The 16,301-nt window shown below is 70.5% G+C and carries 13 protein-coding genes, 1 tRNA gene and 1 pseudogene; 7 read left to right on the forward strand and 8 right to left on the reverse strand.

The features are described 5' to 3' along the window. Positions 1–168: 168 nt before the first annotated feature. The 4 genes from QH283_RS13950 to QH283_RS13965 all read right to left on the reverse strand — a co-directional run bounded on the left by QH283_RS13950 (position 169) and on the right by QH283_RS13965 (position 3,698). The gene (locus QH283_RS13950; protein ID WP_280503431.1) at positions 169–816 is read right to left on the reverse strand and encodes a hypothetical protein; all 648 of its coding nucleotides are present in this window, start codon (positions 814–816) and stop codon (positions 169–171) included. Between the two features lie 253 nt (positions 817–1,069). Beyond that, positions 1,070–2,050 carry a ribose-phosphate diphosphokinase gene (locus QH283_RS13955; protein WP_280503432.1) on the reverse strand — a complete coding sequence of 327 codons (981 nt, stop codon included), beginning with the start codon at positions 2,048–2,050 and terminating at the stop codon, positions 1,070–1,072. Beyond that, positions 2,047–3,537, reverse strand: coding sequence for a bifunctional UDP-N-acetylglucosamine diphosphorylase/glucosamine-1-phosphate N-acetyltransferase GlmU (gene glmU, locus QH283_RS13960; RefSeq protein ID WP_280503433.1), 1,491 nt, complete (start codon positions 3,535–3,537; stop codon positions 2,047–2,049). Before glmU ends, QH283_RS13955 begins: the two co-directional genes overlap by 4 nt. Positions 3,538–3,627: 90 nt before the next feature. Continuing rightward, positions 3,628–3,698, reverse strand: a tRNA-Gln gene (locus tag QH283_RS13965). Positions 3,699–4,015: 317 nt separating this feature from the next. Here QH283_RS13965 and QH283_RS13970 point away from each other — a divergent pair. Together QH283_RS13970 and QH283_RS13975 are read left to right on the forward strand one after the other, a co-directional pair. Next, positions 4,016–4,639, forward strand: coding sequence for a TetR/AcrR family transcriptional regulator (locus QH283_RS13970; RefSeq protein WP_280503434.1), 624 nt, complete (start codon positions 4,016–4,018; stop codon positions 4,637–4,639). Between the two features lie 187 nt (positions 4,640–4,826). Next, on the forward strand, positions 4,827–5,474 hold the full coding sequence (locus QH283_RS13975; RefSeq protein ID WP_280503435.1) for a TetR/AcrR family transcriptional regulator: 648 nt from the start codon (positions 4,827–4,829) through the stop codon (positions 5,472–5,474). 27 nt (positions 5,475–5,501) lie between these two features. On the opposite strand, the gene QH283_RS13980 is transcribed toward QH283_RS13975, so the two are convergent. Further along, positions 5,502–5,645, reverse strand: coding sequence for a hypothetical protein (locus QH283_RS13980; protein WP_280503436.1), 144 nt, complete (start codon positions 5,643–5,645; stop codon positions 5,502–5,504). A gap of 121 nt (positions 5,646–5,766) precedes the next feature. Here QH283_RS13980 and mfd point away from each other — a divergent pair, with 121 nt between their 5' ends. From mfd to QH283_RS13995, 3 genes are all read left to right on the forward strand, one after another. After that, positions 5,767–9,381, forward strand: coding sequence for a transcription-repair coupling factor (gene mfd, locus QH283_RS13985; RefSeq protein WP_280503437.1), 3,615 nt, complete (start codon positions 5,767–5,769; stop codon positions 9,379–9,381). A gap of 10 nt (positions 9,382–9,391) precedes the next feature. After that, positions 9,392–10,126 carry a MazG family protein gene (locus tag QH283_RS13990; RefSeq protein WP_280503438.1) on the forward strand — a complete coding sequence of 245 codons (735 nt, stop codon included), beginning with the start codon at positions 9,392–9,394 and terminating at the stop codon, positions 10,124–10,126. A gap of 85 nt (positions 10,127–10,211) precedes the next feature. Continuing rightward, a complete protein-coding gene (locus QH283_RS13995) occupies positions 10,212–11,165 on the forward strand; it encodes a phosphodiesterase (RefSeq protein ID WP_280503439.1) in 954 nt (317 codons plus the stop codon). On the opposite strand, the gene QH283_RS14000 is transcribed toward QH283_RS13995, so the two are convergent. Next, positions 11,113–12,564: a stealth conserved region 3 domain-containing protein gene (locus QH283_RS14000; protein WP_280503440.1), complete on the reverse strand. Its 1,452-nt coding sequence runs from the start codon at positions 12,562–12,564 to the stop codon at positions 11,113–11,115. The genes QH283_RS13995 and QH283_RS14000 overlap by 53 nt on opposite strands. A gap of 381 nt (positions 12,565–12,945) precedes the next feature. Between QH283_RS14000 and QH283_RS14005 the strand changes: the two genes are divergently transcribed. Together QH283_RS14005 and QH283_RS14010 are read left to right on the forward strand one after the other, a co-directional pair. Continuing rightward, on the forward strand, positions 12,946–13,401 hold the full coding sequence (locus tag QH283_RS14005) for a hypothetical protein (RefSeq protein WP_280503441.1): 456 nt from the start codon (positions 12,946–12,948) through the stop codon (positions 13,399–13,401). A gap of 125 nt (positions 13,402–13,526) precedes the next feature. Continuing rightward, complete coding sequence (locus QH283_RS14010; protein ID WP_280503442.1) at positions 13,527–14,102, forward strand: TerD family protein; 576 nt, start codon at positions 13,527–13,529, stop codon at positions 14,100–14,102. A 32-nt stretch (positions 14,103–14,134) separates the two neighbouring features. Here QH283_RS14010 and QH283_RS14015 read toward each other — a convergent pair whose 3' ends face one another. Together QH283_RS14015 and QH283_RS14020 are read right to left on the reverse strand one after the other, a co-directional pair. Continuing rightward, the gene (locus QH283_RS14015; protein ID WP_280503443.1) at positions 14,135–15,514 is read right to left on the reverse strand and encodes an MATE family efflux transporter; all 1,380 of its coding nucleotides are present in this window, start codon (positions 15,512–15,514) and stop codon (positions 14,135–14,137) included. Next, positions 15,511–16,296: pseudogene (locus QH283_RS14020) on the reverse strand (pyridoxal-phosphate dependent enzyme); the annotation flags it as partial. The gene QH283_RS14015 and the pseudogene QH283_RS14020, both read right to left, overlap by 4 nt. Positions 16,297–16,301 lie beyond the last annotated feature (5 nt).

The raw sequence follows: 16,301 nt of genomic DNA on the forward strand, positions 1-16,301 counted from the left end.
CCACGGGGGCGGCAGGCGGCGGGCGGCCCCCCCCCGTCCCGGGCGCCCCCCCCCCCGCTCCCCCCCCCCCCCCGCCCCCGCGGGGGGGTGGGCCCCGCGGGGCGCCCCCCCGCCCCCCCGGGGGCGGTGAGGCCGCGCGCGTCCGCTCACTCCGCGCAGAGCAGAACCTCAGACGGACCAGAACGCGCCTGCCACGAAGATCAGCACCAGCACCAGCGGGATCATGATCAGCGCGTTGGTGACCGCGGCCGCGACGCCGAGCGACTCCCGCTTGTTGTGGCCGACGATGCCGAGCACGATCCCGGCGGGCCCGGTCACCAGCGCGGGCAGGCCACACATCGTCAGCAGCGCCAGCACGCCGGCGGCGGCCAGCGAGAAGCTGATGATCGAGAAGATCTGGGTCTGCGTCTCGACGTACCCGTGCGGGGTCGGCATCCCGGGCGGGCTGTACGCCGGCGGCGGCACGTAGGCGCCCGGCGGCGGCCCGCTGTAGGGCTGGGCTGGACCGGCCTGCCCCGGATAGGGGTGACCGGCGGGCGGGGACGGCGCGGTGTACGGCGGGACCGGCGGCCGCGTTCCCGGCTGCCCGGGATAACCGCCCGCCGCGAACCCGAAGGGCGCGCCGTACGGCGGCTGCGGCACGGGCGTGGCCGGTGGGGCGGGATAGGACGGATAGGACGGGTACGAGGGATAGGCCGACGGCGGCGTCCCGGCCACCTGATCGCCCACCCCGCCGAATCCCGCCCCGGTCGTGTCCGCCCCGGAACCGGCCTTGCCCAGATCGATGCCCGGCCGGGCATCCTCCGGCGTCGTCATCGTGCGCCCCCCTGCTCTGTCGTCGACACGGTGCGCCGCCCGCACCCATGGGTATCGGCGAACGCTTCGCATACGTATCACGGAAACGGCTGATCGCGCACGCCGCACCGGCCCGCCGACCCGGCGGTCTCCGCCCGCCCTCGCCCGTGGTTCCCGGTGCGTGCACGCGGAAGTGACTGTGCCGCAACAGCCCCCGCGACGAGACGAGGGGCGGCCCGGATGAACCGGGACCGCCCCTCGCAAGGGCCTCGGGTCAGGCGTTGCCGTTGAACAGGCCGGTCACCGACCCGTTCTCGAAGACCTCGCGGATGGTGCGGGCCAGCAGCGGGGCGATGCTCAGCACCGTCAGCTGCGGGAACTTCTTGTCCTCGGTGATCGGCAGAGTGTTGGTGACCACGACCTCGCGCGCGCCGCAGGCGGCCAGGCGCTCGGCGGCGGGCGCCGACAGCACGCCGTGGGTGGCGGCGATGACCACATCGCCCGCGCCGGCCTCGCGCAGCACGCGCACGGCCTCGGCGATGGTGCCGCCGGTGTCGATCATGTCGTCGATCAGGATGCAGGTGCGGCCGTCGACGTCACCGACCGGACGGTGCGACTTGACCTGGTTGGGCACCAGCGGGTCGCGGGTCTTGTGGATGAACGCCACCGGGGCGCCGCCCAGCGCGTTGGCCCACTTCTCGGCGACCTTCACCCGGCCCGCGTCGGGGGAGACGATGGTGATGTTGTCCAGGCTGTAGTTGGCCCGCACGTGCTCGGAGAGCTGGAACAGCGCGTGCATGTGGTCGACCGGACCGTCGAAGAAGCCCTGGATCTGATCGGTGTGCAGGTCGACGGTGATGATGCGGTCCGCGCCAGCGGTCTTGAGCAGGTCGGCGACCAGGCGAGCGGAGATGGGCTCGCGGCCGCGGTGCTTCTTGTCCTGGCGGCCGTAGGGGTAGAACGGCAGGATCGCGGTGATGCGCTTGGCCGAACCGCGCTTGAGCGCGTCGATCATGATCAGCTGTTCCATCAGGTGCTGATTCACCGGGGCGGGGAAGCTCTGTAGGACGAAGGCGTCCGAGCCGCGCACCGACTCCTCGAAGCGCACGAAGGTCTCGCCGTTGGCGAAATCACGGGCGGTCTGCGGGGTGACCTCGACGTCCAGTTCCTTGGCGACCTGCTCGGCGAGCTCGGGATGCGCGCGTCCGGAGAAGAGCATCAGGTTCTTCTGGTTCTCGATCCATGATGCGGTCACTGCTGTTCGCCATCCTTTTGCTCGGTTGCGTGACTTGACTTCTCATCGGCCGCGAGGGCACGGGCCGCCGCGATCGCCGCCGCGGTTCCGGGCCGGTTCCGGGGCACCCAGTTCTCGAGATTCTTCTGCGGCCCGCCGGAGACCGCCAGAGCTCCGGGCGGAACGTTCCTGCGCAGTACAGTACCCGCCGCCGTATAGGCGCCGTCACCCACGGTCACCGGCGCGACGAACATGGTGTCGCTGCCGGTGCGCACGTGGGACCCGACGACGGTGTGGTGCTTGTTGACTCCGTCGTAGTTGACGAACACGCTGGACGCGCCGATGTTGCTGTGCTCGCCGATGGTCGCGTCGCCGACGTAGGTCAGGTGCGGCACCTTGGAGTGCGCGCCGATGGCGGCGTTCTTGGTCTCCACGAATGCGCCGAGTTTGCCCGATTCGCCCAATGTGGTGCCCGGCCGGAGGTAGGCGAACGGGCCGACGGTCGCGCCCGCGCCGATCACAGCGCCGGAACCGTGCGTGCGCACCACCGAAGCGCCGTCGCCGACCACCACGTCGGTGAGCGTGCTGTCCGGGCCGATCTCGGCGTCCTCGCCGACGACGGTGTTGCCCAGCAACTGGGTGCCCGGCCGCAGCACGGCGTCGCGGCCGATCCGCACGCTCGCGTCCACCCAGGTGGTCGCCGGGTCGATCACGGTGACGCCGGCGCGCATGTGGCGTTCCAGGATGTAGCGGTTCATGGTGCGGGTGGCCTCGGCCAGTTGCACTCGGTCGTTGACCCCCGTGACCTTGGCCGCGTCGACCAGCCGCGCGCCGTGCACCGGGTGGCCCGCCTCGTGGGCCAGCCGCAGCACGTCGGTCAGGTACAGCTCGTGCTGGGCGTTGGCGGTCGAGAGCCTGCCGATCATGGCGCGCAGCACGGTGACGTCGAAGGCGTAGACACCGGAATTGACCTCGGTGATCGCGGCCTGCTCCGGCGTGGCGTCGGCGTGCTCGACGATCGCAACCACCTGGTCGTCGCCGTCGCGCACGATCCGGCCGTAGCCGTTGGGATCGTCGGGCACGAAGGTCAGCACGGTGACCGCGGAACGCTCCTGGTAGCTGCGGTGCTCGTCGAGCAGCGCGCCCAGGGTGTGGCCGTCGAGCAGTGGCACGTCCGCCGAGGTCACCAGCAGATCGCCGGTGAAGTCCGCGGGCAGCGAACGCAGCGCGCACTGCACGGCGTGGCCGGTGCCGAGCTGCTGTTCCTGGACGGCCGGGGTGATCTCACGGCCGAGCTCGGACGCGACCTCGGCCACCGCCGCGCCGACCTGCTCGCGGTCGTGGCCGACGACGGTGATCAGATGAGTCGGGTCGATCTCGTTCGCGGCATGCAGCGCGTGGGCGAGCATGCTCCGGCCGGCGAGCGAATGCAGCACTTTGGGGGTCTTCGACCGCATTCGCGTCCCGGCTCCGGCGGCGAGAACGACGACGGCGGTCTGCTGTGGCATGGATCTCCCTCGGGCGCCTGTCCTCGAACTTGCATGTGACGTGCGTGGTCAGCGATGTGCGGGGCCGACGATAGTCACGGTGCCGGTGTGCTCCGCCGCCAGGACTCGAACCTGAACTATCTGAACCAAAATCAGAGGTGCTGCCATTACACCACGGCGGACCGTCGCACCGGCGGATGCTGGCGAGCCCGCCGCTGTGCCTCGGCACGAGGGAAATACTCGCACGAGAACCCGGCCGGAGTCGAACCGCCGCACGGTCGCCACGGGCCTGTCGCGGCGGGGCGGCCCGGCGCGTCACGTACCGGACGGTAGGGTCGGAGGACGAGTCGCCGGGGGTGGGTGCCGATCCGCTCCCGGTGGGGAAGGGCGATCGGGACCGGTGAGCTCGCCGTCCGGTCATGAGACGCGAGAGGCGGGACCAGTGTCGTCATCGTCCACGGCGCCGTCGGGGGAGCCGAACCGGGCACCGCGCCCGCGGATGACGGGAACCCAACGGCGGCAGCAGTTGATCGAGATCGGACGGTCGCTGTTCGCCGAACGCGGGTACGACGCCACCTCGGTGGAGGAGATCGCCCAGCGCGCGCAGGTCTCCAAACCGGTGGTCTACGAACACTTCGGCGGTAAAGAGGGCTTGTACGCGGTGGTGGTCGACCGCGAGATGTCCATGCTGCTGGAGATGATCACCTCCTCGCTGACCCGCAACCGTTCGCGGGTCCGCCTGGAACAGGTGGCCCTGGCGCTGCTGACCTACATCGAGGAGCGCACCGACGGCTTCCGCATCCTGGTGCGCGATCAGGCCGGGACCGCCACCGGCGAGGAGAGCCGCTACTCCAGCCTGCTCAACGAGGCCGTCAACGAGGTGGCGCACATCCTGGCAGGCGATTTCGGCCGCCGCGATCTCGACCCGGACCTGGCCACGCTCTACGCTCAGGCGCTGGTCGGTATGGTTTCCACCGCCGCGACCTGGTGGCTGGACGTGCGCGAACCCTCCAAGGAAGTAGTGGCCGCGCACCTGGTGAATCTGTGCTGGAACGGCCTGAGCCATCTCGAGTCCGACCCCCGGCTGGATTCCCAGTGGCCCACCGGGACGGTGACCGACTAGCGGTGGCGGGGTGGTAACCAGAGGATAGCAGTGCTTCTCCGCATGGATGCTCGAATTGGTCGCCCGGCGCCCGCCTGGTGGTACGGTTCTCCCAACCTCTGGGTGCTGTTCGGGCGGTATGTCGGTCTCGGTTCAGGATGTCGGTCTACTTCAGGATGGCTGGATTCAGTGATGACAGGCGGATCTGATGGTTAGGCAAGCGCGCGCGGAGATCACCCGTGATTCCGTCCTCGCCGGTGCTGCCGATGTCTTCTTACGGCTGGGTTATGCCAACGCGAGCCTCAGCGAGATCATCGCGCAGTCCAATGTGACCAAGGGCGCCTTGTACTTTCACTTCGGATCGAAGGAAGAACTGGCCCGCGCCGTGGTCGACCAGGGCAACGAGCGGCTGATCAACTCCTGCCAGGGCTTCTTCGACACCAGGGTGCCCGCGCTGGAGGCGTGCATCGGGATCACCTATGTCGTGGCCGACCTGTCGATGAACGACCCCATGGTCGGCGCCATGCTCAAGCTCACCCACCAGATCGGCGACTACAAGGGCGCCCAGGGCGAGAACATCTCCAAGACCTGGGCCGATACCTACCGGTTGCTCGCCGAGCGCGCCATCGCCCAGGGCGATCTGGAGCCCGGCCTCGATCCCGACACCGTCGGCCTGCTACTGCACGAGGTGGCCGCGGGCGTGCACATCGTGGCCGTCGGCACCGAGTCCATCGACCAGATGGCCGCCAGGATGGAGCGGGCCTGGTACTTCCTGCTGCCCGCCATCGTCCCGCCCGAAAAGCTGTCCTACTTCCGCGAATTCGCCGCCAGGCGGCTGCGCCGCTACGTCCCGTAGCGCAACCGGCCGGCGAACGGGGGTGTCTCAGCCGAGGAGCGCCGAGAGCCCCATGCCGAGCACGAACACCGGCGCCGCGAGCAGGGCCGCGCTCGTCGCCGTGCCCAGCGCCGCGCCGAGCATGCGCGGTGTGCGGCGGGCGGCGAACACCACGGACGCGATCACGAGCACAGCCGTGCTCGCCTTCCATGCCGTCGAGTCCGCATCGCGGGGCGGGCGGATCGCCGACCGGATGCCGTGATTAGACTCGGTTGGCTGTGCTGAGCGCCCGACCCGAGTTCAGGAGTCGTTGATGTCCTCGTCTCGTCCACCACTGGCCGGACTGGCCGCGGTCGCCGGTGCCGACGCCGCGTTGCGCACCGTCACCGACCAGGTCGGTTCGTCCTCGGTCGACATGGTGGCGCCCGCGGCGGCCCGTTCGTTCGTCGCGGTGACGATGGCGCGGCAACGGCCGGGGGGCGTGGTGACCGCCAGCGGCCGGGAGGCCGACGACCTGACCGTGGAGCTGACCGAGATGCTCGGCGACACGGTGGCCCAGTTCCCGTCCTGGGAGACGCTGCCGCACGAGCGGCTCTCGCCCGGCGCCGACACCGTGGGCAGGCGGCTGGCGGTCATGCGCAGGCTCGCCCATCCCGAGGACCGGGTCTTCCCGCCGCTGCGGGTGCTGGTCACCACGGTGCGCTCGCTCATGCAGCCGATGGCGGCCGGTCTCGGCGACATCGAGCCGATCGTGCTGCGCGAAGGCGCCGAACTGGACTTCGACGCGCTGCTGAACCGGCTGGCCGAGTTCGCCTACACCCGCGTCGACATGGTCGGCAAGCGCGGTGAGTTCGCGGTGCGCGGCGGCATCCTCGACCTGTTCCCGCCCACCGCCGACCATCCGGTGCGGGTGGAGTTCTGGGGCGACGAGATCACCCAGGTGCGTGCCTTCTCGGTGGCCGATCAGCGGTCGCTGCCCGAGGTCGGGGTGGACACCGTGGTCGCCACTGCGTGCCGGGAGCTGCTGCTCACCCCGGGGGTGCGTGAGCGCGCCGCCGAGCTCGGCAAGGAGCACGCCGCCGACGCCGCCCTGGTGGAGATGCTGGACAAGCTGGCCGAGGGCATCCCGGTGGAGGGCATGGAGGCCCTGCTGCCGGTGCTGCAACCCGGGGAGCTGCGCCTGCTCACCGAGCAGCTGCCCGACGGCGCCCACCTGCTGCTGTGCGACCCGGAGAAGATCCGCACCCGCGCCGCCGACCTGGTGCGCACCGGCGCGGAGTTCCTGGAGGCCTCCTGGACCGCGGCCTCCTTCGGCGCCGACGCCCCGATGGGCGCGGGCGGCCTCGACCTGGCCGCCTCCACCTACCGTCCGCTGGACACCATCGCCGAGGACGCCGCGCGGCGCGGGCTGCCCTGGTGGTCGCTGAGCCCGCTGGCCTCCGGCGATCCGGCCGAGGTGGTGCTGCCGGTGCAGCAGGCCCCGACCGCGCGCGGCTCCGAGGAGATGGTCGCCACCATCTTCGCCTCACTGCGCGCCCATGTGACCACCGGCGGCCGTGCGGTGGTCGTCGTCGCCGGCCACGGCACCGCCCAGCGGGTGTCCGAGCGGCTGGCCGACGCCGAGGTGCCCGCCGCCACACTGGCCCCCGGCGCCGAACCCGAGCCCGGCGTGGTGGGAGTGCTGTGCGGCTCGCTGCACGACGGCGTGATCTTCGACGACGCGAACCTGGTGATCGTCGCGGAGTCCGATCTGACCGGTAACCGGGTCACCGCCCCCGGCGAGGGCAAGCGGCTGCCCGCCAAGCGCCGCAACCAGGTCGACCCGCTGGCGCTGAACGCGGGCGACATGGTGGTGCACGATCAGCACGGCATCGGCCGGTTCGTGGAGATGATCGAGCGCACCGTGGGCGGCGCGCGCCGGGAGTACCTGGTCATCGAGTACGCGCCGAGCAAGCGCGGCCAGCCCGGCGACCGGCTGTTCGTGCCGATGGAATCGCTGGACCAGCTCTCGCGCTATGTCGGCGGCGAGATGCCGAGCCTGTCCAAGCTGGGCGGCTCGGACTGGGCCAACACCAAGCGCAAGGCGCGCAAGGCGGTTCGCGAGATCGCCGGTGAGCTGGTGCAGCTCTACGCCGCCCGCCAGGCCGCGCCCGGTCACGCCTTCGGCCCGGACACCCCGTGGCAGAAGGAGATGGAGGACGCCTTCGCCTTCACCGAGACCGTCGACCAGATGACCGCCATCGCCGACGTCAAGGCCGATATGGAAAAGCCGGTGCCGATGGACCGGGTGATCTGCGGCGACGTCGGCTACGGCAAGACCGAGATCGCGGTGCGCGCGGCGTTCAAGGCGGTGCAGGACGGCAAGCAGGTCGTGGTGCTGGTGCCGACCACCCTGCTGGCCCAGCAGCACCTGCAGACCTTCACCGAGCGGGTCGCCGGCTTCCCGGTGACCGTGAAGGGCCTGTCGCGCTTCACCGATCCGGCCGAGTCACGGGAGGTGTTGCAGGGCATGGCCGACGGCGAGGTCGACATCGTGGTCGGCACGCACCGGCTGTTGCAGACCGGCGTGCGCTGGAAGAACCTCGGCCTGGTCATCGTCGACGAGGAGCAGCGCTTCGGTGTCGAGCACAAGGAGCACATCAAGGCGCTGCGCACCCACGTCGACGTGCTCACCATGTCGGCCACCCCGATCCCGCGCACCCTGGAGATGAGCCTGGCAGGCATCCGCGAGATGTCGACCATCCTCACCCCGCCGGAGGAGCGCCACCCGGTGCTCACCTACGTCGGCGCCTACAACGACAAGCAGGTCACCGCCGCCATCCGCCGCGAGCTGCTGCGCGACGGCCAGGTGTTCTACGTGCACAACCGGGTGTCCTCGATCGACAAGGCGGCCAAGCGCATTCGCGACATGGTGCCCGAGGCCAGGGTGGTGGTCGCGCACGGCCAGATGAACGAGGACACCCTCGAGCGCACCGTGCAGGGCTTCTGGCAGCGCGAGTACGACGTACTGGTGTGTACCACCATCATCGAGACCGGCCTCGACATCTCCAACGCCAACACCCTGATCGTCGAGCGCGCCGACACCCTCGGCCTGTCCCAGTTGCACCAGCTGCGCGGCCGCGTCGGGCGTTCCCGCGAGCGCGGCTACGCCTACTTCCTGTATCCGGCGGAGAAGCCGCTCACCGAGACCGCCTACGACCGGCTGGCCACCATCGCGCAGAACTCCGATCTCGGCGCGGGTATGGCGGTGGCCATGAAGGATCTCGAGATCCGCGGCGCGGGCAATGTGCTCGGCGCCGAGCAGTCCGGTCACGTCGCCGGCGTCGGCTTCGACCTGTACGTGCGGCTGGTCGGCGAGGCGGTGGAGGCCTATCGCGCCGCCGCCGTCGGCAAACCGATCACCTCCGAGGAGGTCATGGAGGTGCGCATCGACCTGCCCGTCGACGCGCACATCCCGCCCGACTACATCGCCAGCGACCGGCTGCGCCTGGAGGCCTACCGCAAACTGGCGGCCGCGCACGACGATTCGACACTGGCCGCTGTTGTGGAAGAACTCGTCGACCGCTACGGCCCGCTGCCGGTCGAGGTCGGCCGCCTGGTGTCGGTGGCCAGGCTGCGGTTGCTGGCCAGGGAGTACGGCGTCACCGAGATCGCCGTCACCGGAACCACGCTGAAGATCTCCCCGCTGCCGGGGCTGCCTGACTCCAAGCAGTTGCGGCTCGCCCGGCTCTACCCGACCGCGAGCTACAAGGCGGCCAGCGGCGTGGTGCAGTTGCCGCTGCCCCGGGTGGAGGACAGCGTGGGCGCCGAGCGGGTGCGCGATGTGCGGCTGTTGCAGTTCATCGCCGATCTGTTGCTGGCGCTGGACGGCAAGGCCAAGGGCGCGGTGGACATGAGCGTGGCGACCGAGGCGACGGTGGCGCGATGACGGTGGCGCGATGACGGTGGAACGATCCGGCGCCGGGGATGTCGAACTCGTCTCCGCCGGGCTGGCAGGCGCGGTGGAGGTGATGGACCGGCTGTGGCGCTTCGGCGGCTGGGAGGTCACCCAGACCCACGACTCGCTGCGTCCGTACCTGCTCGAGGAGACCTACGAACTGCTCGATGCCATCGGTGCCGACGACGCCGAGACCATCAAGGAGGAACTGGGCGACCTGTTGTTGCAGGTGCTCTTCCACTCCAGGATCGCCGAGGCGGCGGGGGAATTCACGGTGCACGACGTGGCCGCGGCGTTGGTCGCCAAGCTGGTCAACCGCAGCCCGCATCTGCTCGCCCCGGTCATCGACCCGGACGCGAGCGTCGAGGAGAAGATCGCCGCGCAGGAACGTGCCTGGCAGGAGCGTAAATCGGCGGAGAAGACCCGCCGGTCCTGCCTGGACGGCATCGCCATGGCCCAGCCCGCGCTGGCGCTCGCGGAGAAGGTGGTCGCGCGCAGCAGCGCCGCGGGCCTGCCCGCCGATCTGGTGCCGCGGGAGCTGCGGGTGGTCCACCTCGGCGGCCGGGACAGCGCCGAGGAGCGGCTGCGCAAGGCGGTGCTGGCCTTCGCCGCGCGGATCAGGGCCGCCGAGGACGCCGCCGAGGCCGAGCGCGGTACGCGCGCCGCGCTGTCCGCCGAGGACTGGAGACGTCTGCTGCCCCTTCGTCCATCGGACACCGACTCGTCACCGTCCTGAGAGGAACGCGTCGCCGGACTTCGATATTCTTTGGTCGAATTCCGAAACCGACGGTGGTGCTGCCACCGGGAGGGGTGCCAGTCCGGTGCCGATCGACAGAGTCGCGGAGTATCCGCGGCCCGACCATATTCTGTTCCATTTCAGCGACACACATCTGATCGCGGGCGACGGCGAGCTGTACGGCGCTGTCGACGCCGATGAGCGGCTGCGCGAACTCATCGCGCACGCCGAGGCCAGCCGCATCAAGCCCACCGCCATCGTCTTCACCGGCGATCTCGTCGACCGGGGCGAGCCCGACGCCTACGACAAGCTGCGCGCGCTGGTCGAGCCGTTCGCACGGCGGGTCGGCGCGCCGGTGATCTGGGTGATGGGCAATCACGACGACCGGCGCACCATGCGCCGCCGCCTGCTCGACCAGCAGCCCACCGGCCTGCCCTTCGACGAGGTGCGCACCGTCGACGGACTGCGCGTCATCGCGCTGGACACCACGGTGCCCGGCCACCACCACGGCGAGGTCACCGACGAGCAGCTGGACTGGCTGCGCGATGTGCTGTCCGAGCCCGCGCCGTTCGGCACCATCCTGGCCATGCACCACCCGCCGGTGCCCTGCCTGCTCGACCTGGCCGTCACCGTGGAGTTGCGTGACCAGCGCAGGCTGGCCGATGTGCTGCGCGGCAGCGACGTGCGCGCCATCCTGGCCGGGCACGTGCACTTCTCGACCTTCGCCACCTTCGCAGGCATCCCGGTCTCGGTGGCCTCGTCGAGCTGCTACACCCAGGACCTCTCGGTCGCCGAGGGCGGCCTGCGCGGCCGCGACGGCGCGCAGTCGTTCAACTTCGTGCACGTCTATCCCGACACCGTCATGCACTCGGTGGTGGCGATCGACTCCGGCGCCACGGTCGGCGAGCCAGCCACGCCGGAACAGGCCGCGGCGCGGCTGGCCGCCGAGGGCATCGTGATCGCCCCGGCGGCCCGCATCCCGCAGGTCATGCGGCGCCGGCAGTCGGCTCCACACGGTGGTGACGGGCCGGCTCGCTGATCCGCTCCCACGGCGCTGCCGCCGGGTAGTAGTCCGCGAGGAAGCGTGAGACCTCGCGCACCCGTTCGGATTCGGGGACCTCGGGGAAACTGCTGTCGTTGAGGCAGAAGAAGTCCAGGTCGCGGCATTGCGCGATCTCGTCGAGCTCGAGCAGCCCGCTGCGCAGCGTGGTGTCGATGTAGGCCACCCTGGCGGCCTCCTGCGGCACCGCGCGCCCGGTGAACAGCGCGTAGTAGTGGTACAGCGAGTTGGTCACCGAGATGTCGGTGGCGGCGCGGAAGCGGCTGTGGCTGGTGCGCGCGAAGTCCTCGGGGAAGCGCTGCTCCATCTCCCGGAGCACGCTGCGGCGCAGCGGGACCGGGGTGTGCTCGAGGTGGCGGGTGATGACGTGGCCGAAGCGCTGCAGGAGCAGGGCCCGGTTCACGCGCGCGGCGTTCTCGTACCCGCTGCGCCGCTCGTTGCTCGTGCCGGGACCGATGCGCAGGTCGGACTCGATGAACCGGCTCACCCCGGCGGGAGTGAAGAACATCGACGGCCGCACCGGGCGGGCGAAGAACATGTCGTCGTTGGAGTACAGGAAGTGCTCGCTGAGCCCGTCGATGTGGTGCAGCTGGCTCTCCACGGCGTGGGAGTTGAACACCGGAAGGCCCGAGGTGTCGGCGAAGTGGTCGACCGCGCGCACGATGGTGACCTTGGGGTGCTCGGCGAGCCAGGCGGGCGGACGGGAATCGGTGGCGATGAAGATCCGCCGGATCCACGGCGCGTTCTTGTCCACCGAGCGCAGTGCGAAGCGCAGTTCGTCGATCTGGCGGATGCGGGCGTCGGCGTCGTCGCCCTCACCGACGACGACCTGCGCCATCATTCCCGCGCGCCGGGCGCGCAGTTCGGGATCGGAGCCGTCGACCCAGGAGAAGACGATGTCGATGTCGAAATCCACGTCGTCGGCCTGCGGGGCGAACATGCCCGTCAGCGTCGGCCAGGTGAGATCGAACAGGGTGATCTCGGTGTGCTCCACATCGGCCAGGTCGAAAACCGGCCTGGTCAGGGCGTTCGAGCGCGGGCAGGAGACGGTGTCGCCGTGGTACTCCCACAGCTCCAGCTCCACGTGGTGGGCCGGATCGACGTCGCGGCCGAGCCGCAGGATGCCTGGCTCGATACCGTCGCAATAGAATCCGGCGGTCAGCGCGGCGGCCGTCACCCGGTCGGCGACGTCGCGGTGCGCCGCGTCGGCGGCGAGCACCGGCCTCGGCTCGTCGTTGCGGACCAGCAGGAACGGCACGCCGGCATCGGTGAGCTGTTCGCGCAGCCAGACCAGATCGGCCAGCGCTGCCTGCGAGTAGGCGAGATTTCGCACTACGGGGCCGCAGGCACCCCTTGCTCCCGACGGTCGGTTCACCATGTCGTTCTCACCTCACTCACGGCAGGGCGCTGCGCGGCGGGCACACAGCGCGTCGTCGACGGTGTGCGGTCCCACCGGCCGGCGCGGAGCGAGGAGGATGGCTCGAGCGCGGCAGGAGAACAGCACGCAAAGCCGGACAGCCATCGGCCAGCAATCGATGAACGCCCCGTGAACGGGGCGTCGCTATCGAATGATGCATCGGAGCGAACAGTCCGTCAATCGCTGTGAACACCCGTGCACCCGGGACCGGGTGTGGGAACGCTGGTCTGCCAGGGCGCATCCCGGGCGTATGCGCGGTCCCGATGGCCCGGCGCGAGGTGGCCGGATCGCCCTAGACTGGCTCTGTGCGGCACAGCCCGCCGCGCACAACGATCCCACGAGGTGACCAAGTTGACATCCGATCATCCCGAGTTGGACGTGCTCCCGGAGTGGCCACAGGAGACCATCGCCGTGCTGGTCACGACCGATCCGGCGCCGCACGCCATCCCGGTGTCCTGGCCCGTGCGCGCCGGTGACCGCCGCGTCCTGATCTCGTTGAAGTCCGATCGCGGTTCGCTGGCCCGGCTGCGGGAGCGGCCCGAGGTCGCGCTGCTGATCCTCGGTGGCGGGAACGTGGCCCTGTGCGCCCGCGGCGAGGCCAAGGTGATCGCCGAAGAGATGCCCGATGCGCAGGACTATGTGGCCGTGCAGTTGGATGTGGCCGTGATCGATGATCACCGGCAGTCCGCCTTCGCGGTGACGCAGGGCATTCAGCGTCGCGTGCTCGACGAGTCCGAGCTCGACGCGCTGAAGGGCCGATTCGCCACGCTGACCGGCTGGGCACGCGACCCGGCCTGACGGCGCGGCGCACTTCCAATTGAACACCGCAGCGCACTTCCAATTGAACGCCGCACAGCGCACTTCCAATTGAACACAGTCACAACGGATAACCCGCGTGAGGATGCGCGGACGGAAAGGGGATCATGAGCGTCACATTGGCCAAGGGCGGCAACGTCTCGCTGTCGAAGCAGGCCCCGAATCTGACCAAGGTCTCGGTCGGCTTGGGCTGGGATGTCCGCACCACCCCCGGTGCGGACTACGACCTCGACGCCAGCGCGCTGGCGTGCGGTCCCAACCTGAAGGTGCTGTCGGACCAGCACTTCGTCTTCTACAACAACTTGCGCTCGCCGGAGGGCACCATCGAGCACACCGGTGACAATCTCACCGGCGAGGGCGACGGCGACGACGAGACGATCAACATCGACCTGGCGGCCACCCCGCCGTCGATCACGAACATCTTCTTCCCGGTGTCCATCCACGAGGCGGACGTGCGCGGCCAGTCCTTCGGGCAGATCCGCAACGCCTACATCCGCGTCGTCGATCTGAACACCAACGCCGAGCTGGCCCGCTACGACCTCACCGAGGACGCGTCCACCGAGACCGCGATGATCTTCGGCGAGCTGTACCGGCACGGCGGGGAGTGGAAGTTCCGCGCCATCGGTCAGGGTTACGCCTCCGGCCTCGCCGGCATCGCGCGCGACTACGGCGTGAACGTCTAGTCCGTCCGCACGGGGCCGCGCGGCCCCGCGCACTACCCGGCCATGGCCCGCGGCACCTGCCGCGGCCGTGGCCGGGCCTGTTCGGCGAGCAGGGCGAAGTAGCGGCGCAGCATGAGCGCGGCCGTCGTCGCCAGCCCGGCGGTCAGTCCCCACCACACGCCCGCCGCGCCCAGGCCGAGCGGCAGCGCCAGCAGCACCGCGCCGGGCAGGCCGACGCCCCAGTAGCCGATCACCGACAGCCGCAGGCCCGCGCCGGTCTCCTTCAGCCCGCGCAGCAGGCCGGTGCCGATGTTCTGGGCGGCGTCGAAGAACTGCAACACGATGCCGATGAGCAGCAGCGTGTGCGCCACCTCGAGGCCGGCGATGTCGTCGGCTGCCAGGAACGGCCGCAGCACCAGATCAGGGGCGAGCACGTAGACCGTGCCGGTCACCGCGGCCACCAGACCCGCGTAGCGCAGCGCCAGCCAGGCCAGCCCGTGCGCGCGCTCGTGTTCCTCGCGCGCCACCGCCCGGCTGACCAGGATCGAGGCGCCGTGCGAGATGCCGATGGCGACCTGGAAGACGATGTAGATGATCTGGTAGACGACATTGTGGGCGGCCAGCGCCGCCGGGCCGATGGTGCCCATGACCAGCGCGAGCACCGAGAACATGCCCGCTTCCGAGCCGTAGGTCAGCGCGATCGGCGTGCCGAGGCGCAGCTCGGAGACCACTGTCGACCGGCGCACCGGCCACGGCCGCACCGCGAGCATCGGGGCCAGGCCGGTGTCGCGGCGCACCATCGCCCAGAACACGCCGAAGGTGACCAGGTGCACCAGTGAGGTGGCCACGCCGATGCCGGTCAGGCCGAGCGCGGGCAGGCCGGCCCAGCCGTGCATGAAGGCAAGGGCGAGCAGCAGGTTCACCGCGATCGAGCCGAGCGTCACGGTGAGCAGCGCCTGCGGCCGTTGCATGCCGACGGTGTACTGGCGCAGCACCTGGAACCACAGGCAGGGCAGCAGGCCGGGAGCGAGCGCGACCATGAGCGGGCGCGCGGCCTCGAGCACTCCGGCGTCCTGGCCGAGCCACCGCAACGACCAGCCGAGCCCGACGAGCAGCAGGCCGCCGAGCAGGCCGGCGGCGGTGGCGATGAGGAAGCTGGCGCGCACGATGTCGCGCACGTCCGCGCGCGCCGAGACGCCCCGCTTGCCCGCCGCGCCGACGGCCGCGGCGACCTGGTTGCCGGTGCCGGTGATCAGGCCGACGCACATGGTGCGGATCTGGTTGAACAGCACCAGGGCCAGTCCGCCCGCGGCCACCTCGCGCACCCCGAGCGTGCCCATCAGGGCGATGTTGGTGGTCGAGATGGCGACCTGGGCCAGCTGGGTCAGCGCGATGGGCGTGGCCAGCGCGGCGAGTTTGCGTCCGTCGGTCATCGGGCCTCCGCCAACTGGGGCCTGCGGGCGGCGGGCGCGTACCGGCGCAGCAGTTCGCGCACGCGCTCCTCGGCGGCGGGGGCGAGCAGCTCGCGCTCGGCCATCCAGGTGTCGTCGAAGACCGTGTCCAGGTACTTCTCGCCGCCGTCGCAGACGATGGTGACCACGGTCGAGCCGGGCGGAAACTGCTCGAGCCGCTCCAGGCCGACGAACACCGAGCCGCCCGCCGAGCCGCCGATCATCAGCCCGAGTTCGGCGGCGACCGCGCGGGCGGTGGCGAAGGCGTCGGTGTCGGAGACCTTCACGCCCTCGTCGAGCAGGCTGTAGTCCACGGCGGTGCCGATGGTCGCGCCCGGCGGGGTGCCGGTGCCGGACTGCCAGTACGGGCCGCCGGGGCCGCCGAAGGCGATCGAGCCGACCGGTTCCACCCCGATCACCCGAGGCGGGCAGCCGAGCTGGCGCAGCCGGGTCGCGGTGCCGAACAGCGAACCGCCGGTGCCCACCGCCGATAGCAGGATGTCGACCCGCTCCACGTCCTCCAGCAATTCTTCGGCGACCGGGTGGTAGCCGACCGCGTTGGCGTCGTTGTTGTGCTGTTCGGTGAAGTACGCGCCGTCCTCGGCGGCGGCCATGGCCTCGGCCAGGTCCTCCCTGGCCGAGGTCGCCAGTGAGTCGTCGCCGTCGTCGGCGGCGCAGACCAGTTGGGCACCCATGGCTCGCCTCGCGCGCAATTTGTGCTTACAGGCGTGGGGTTCGGCTACGGCGGTGAAGCGATACCCGCGTTAGG

The organism is Nocardia farcinica (assembly GCF_029867845.1).
Lineage (GTDB): Bacteria > Actinomycetota > Actinomycetes > Mycobacteriales > Mycobacteriaceae > Nocardia > Nocardia farcinica_A.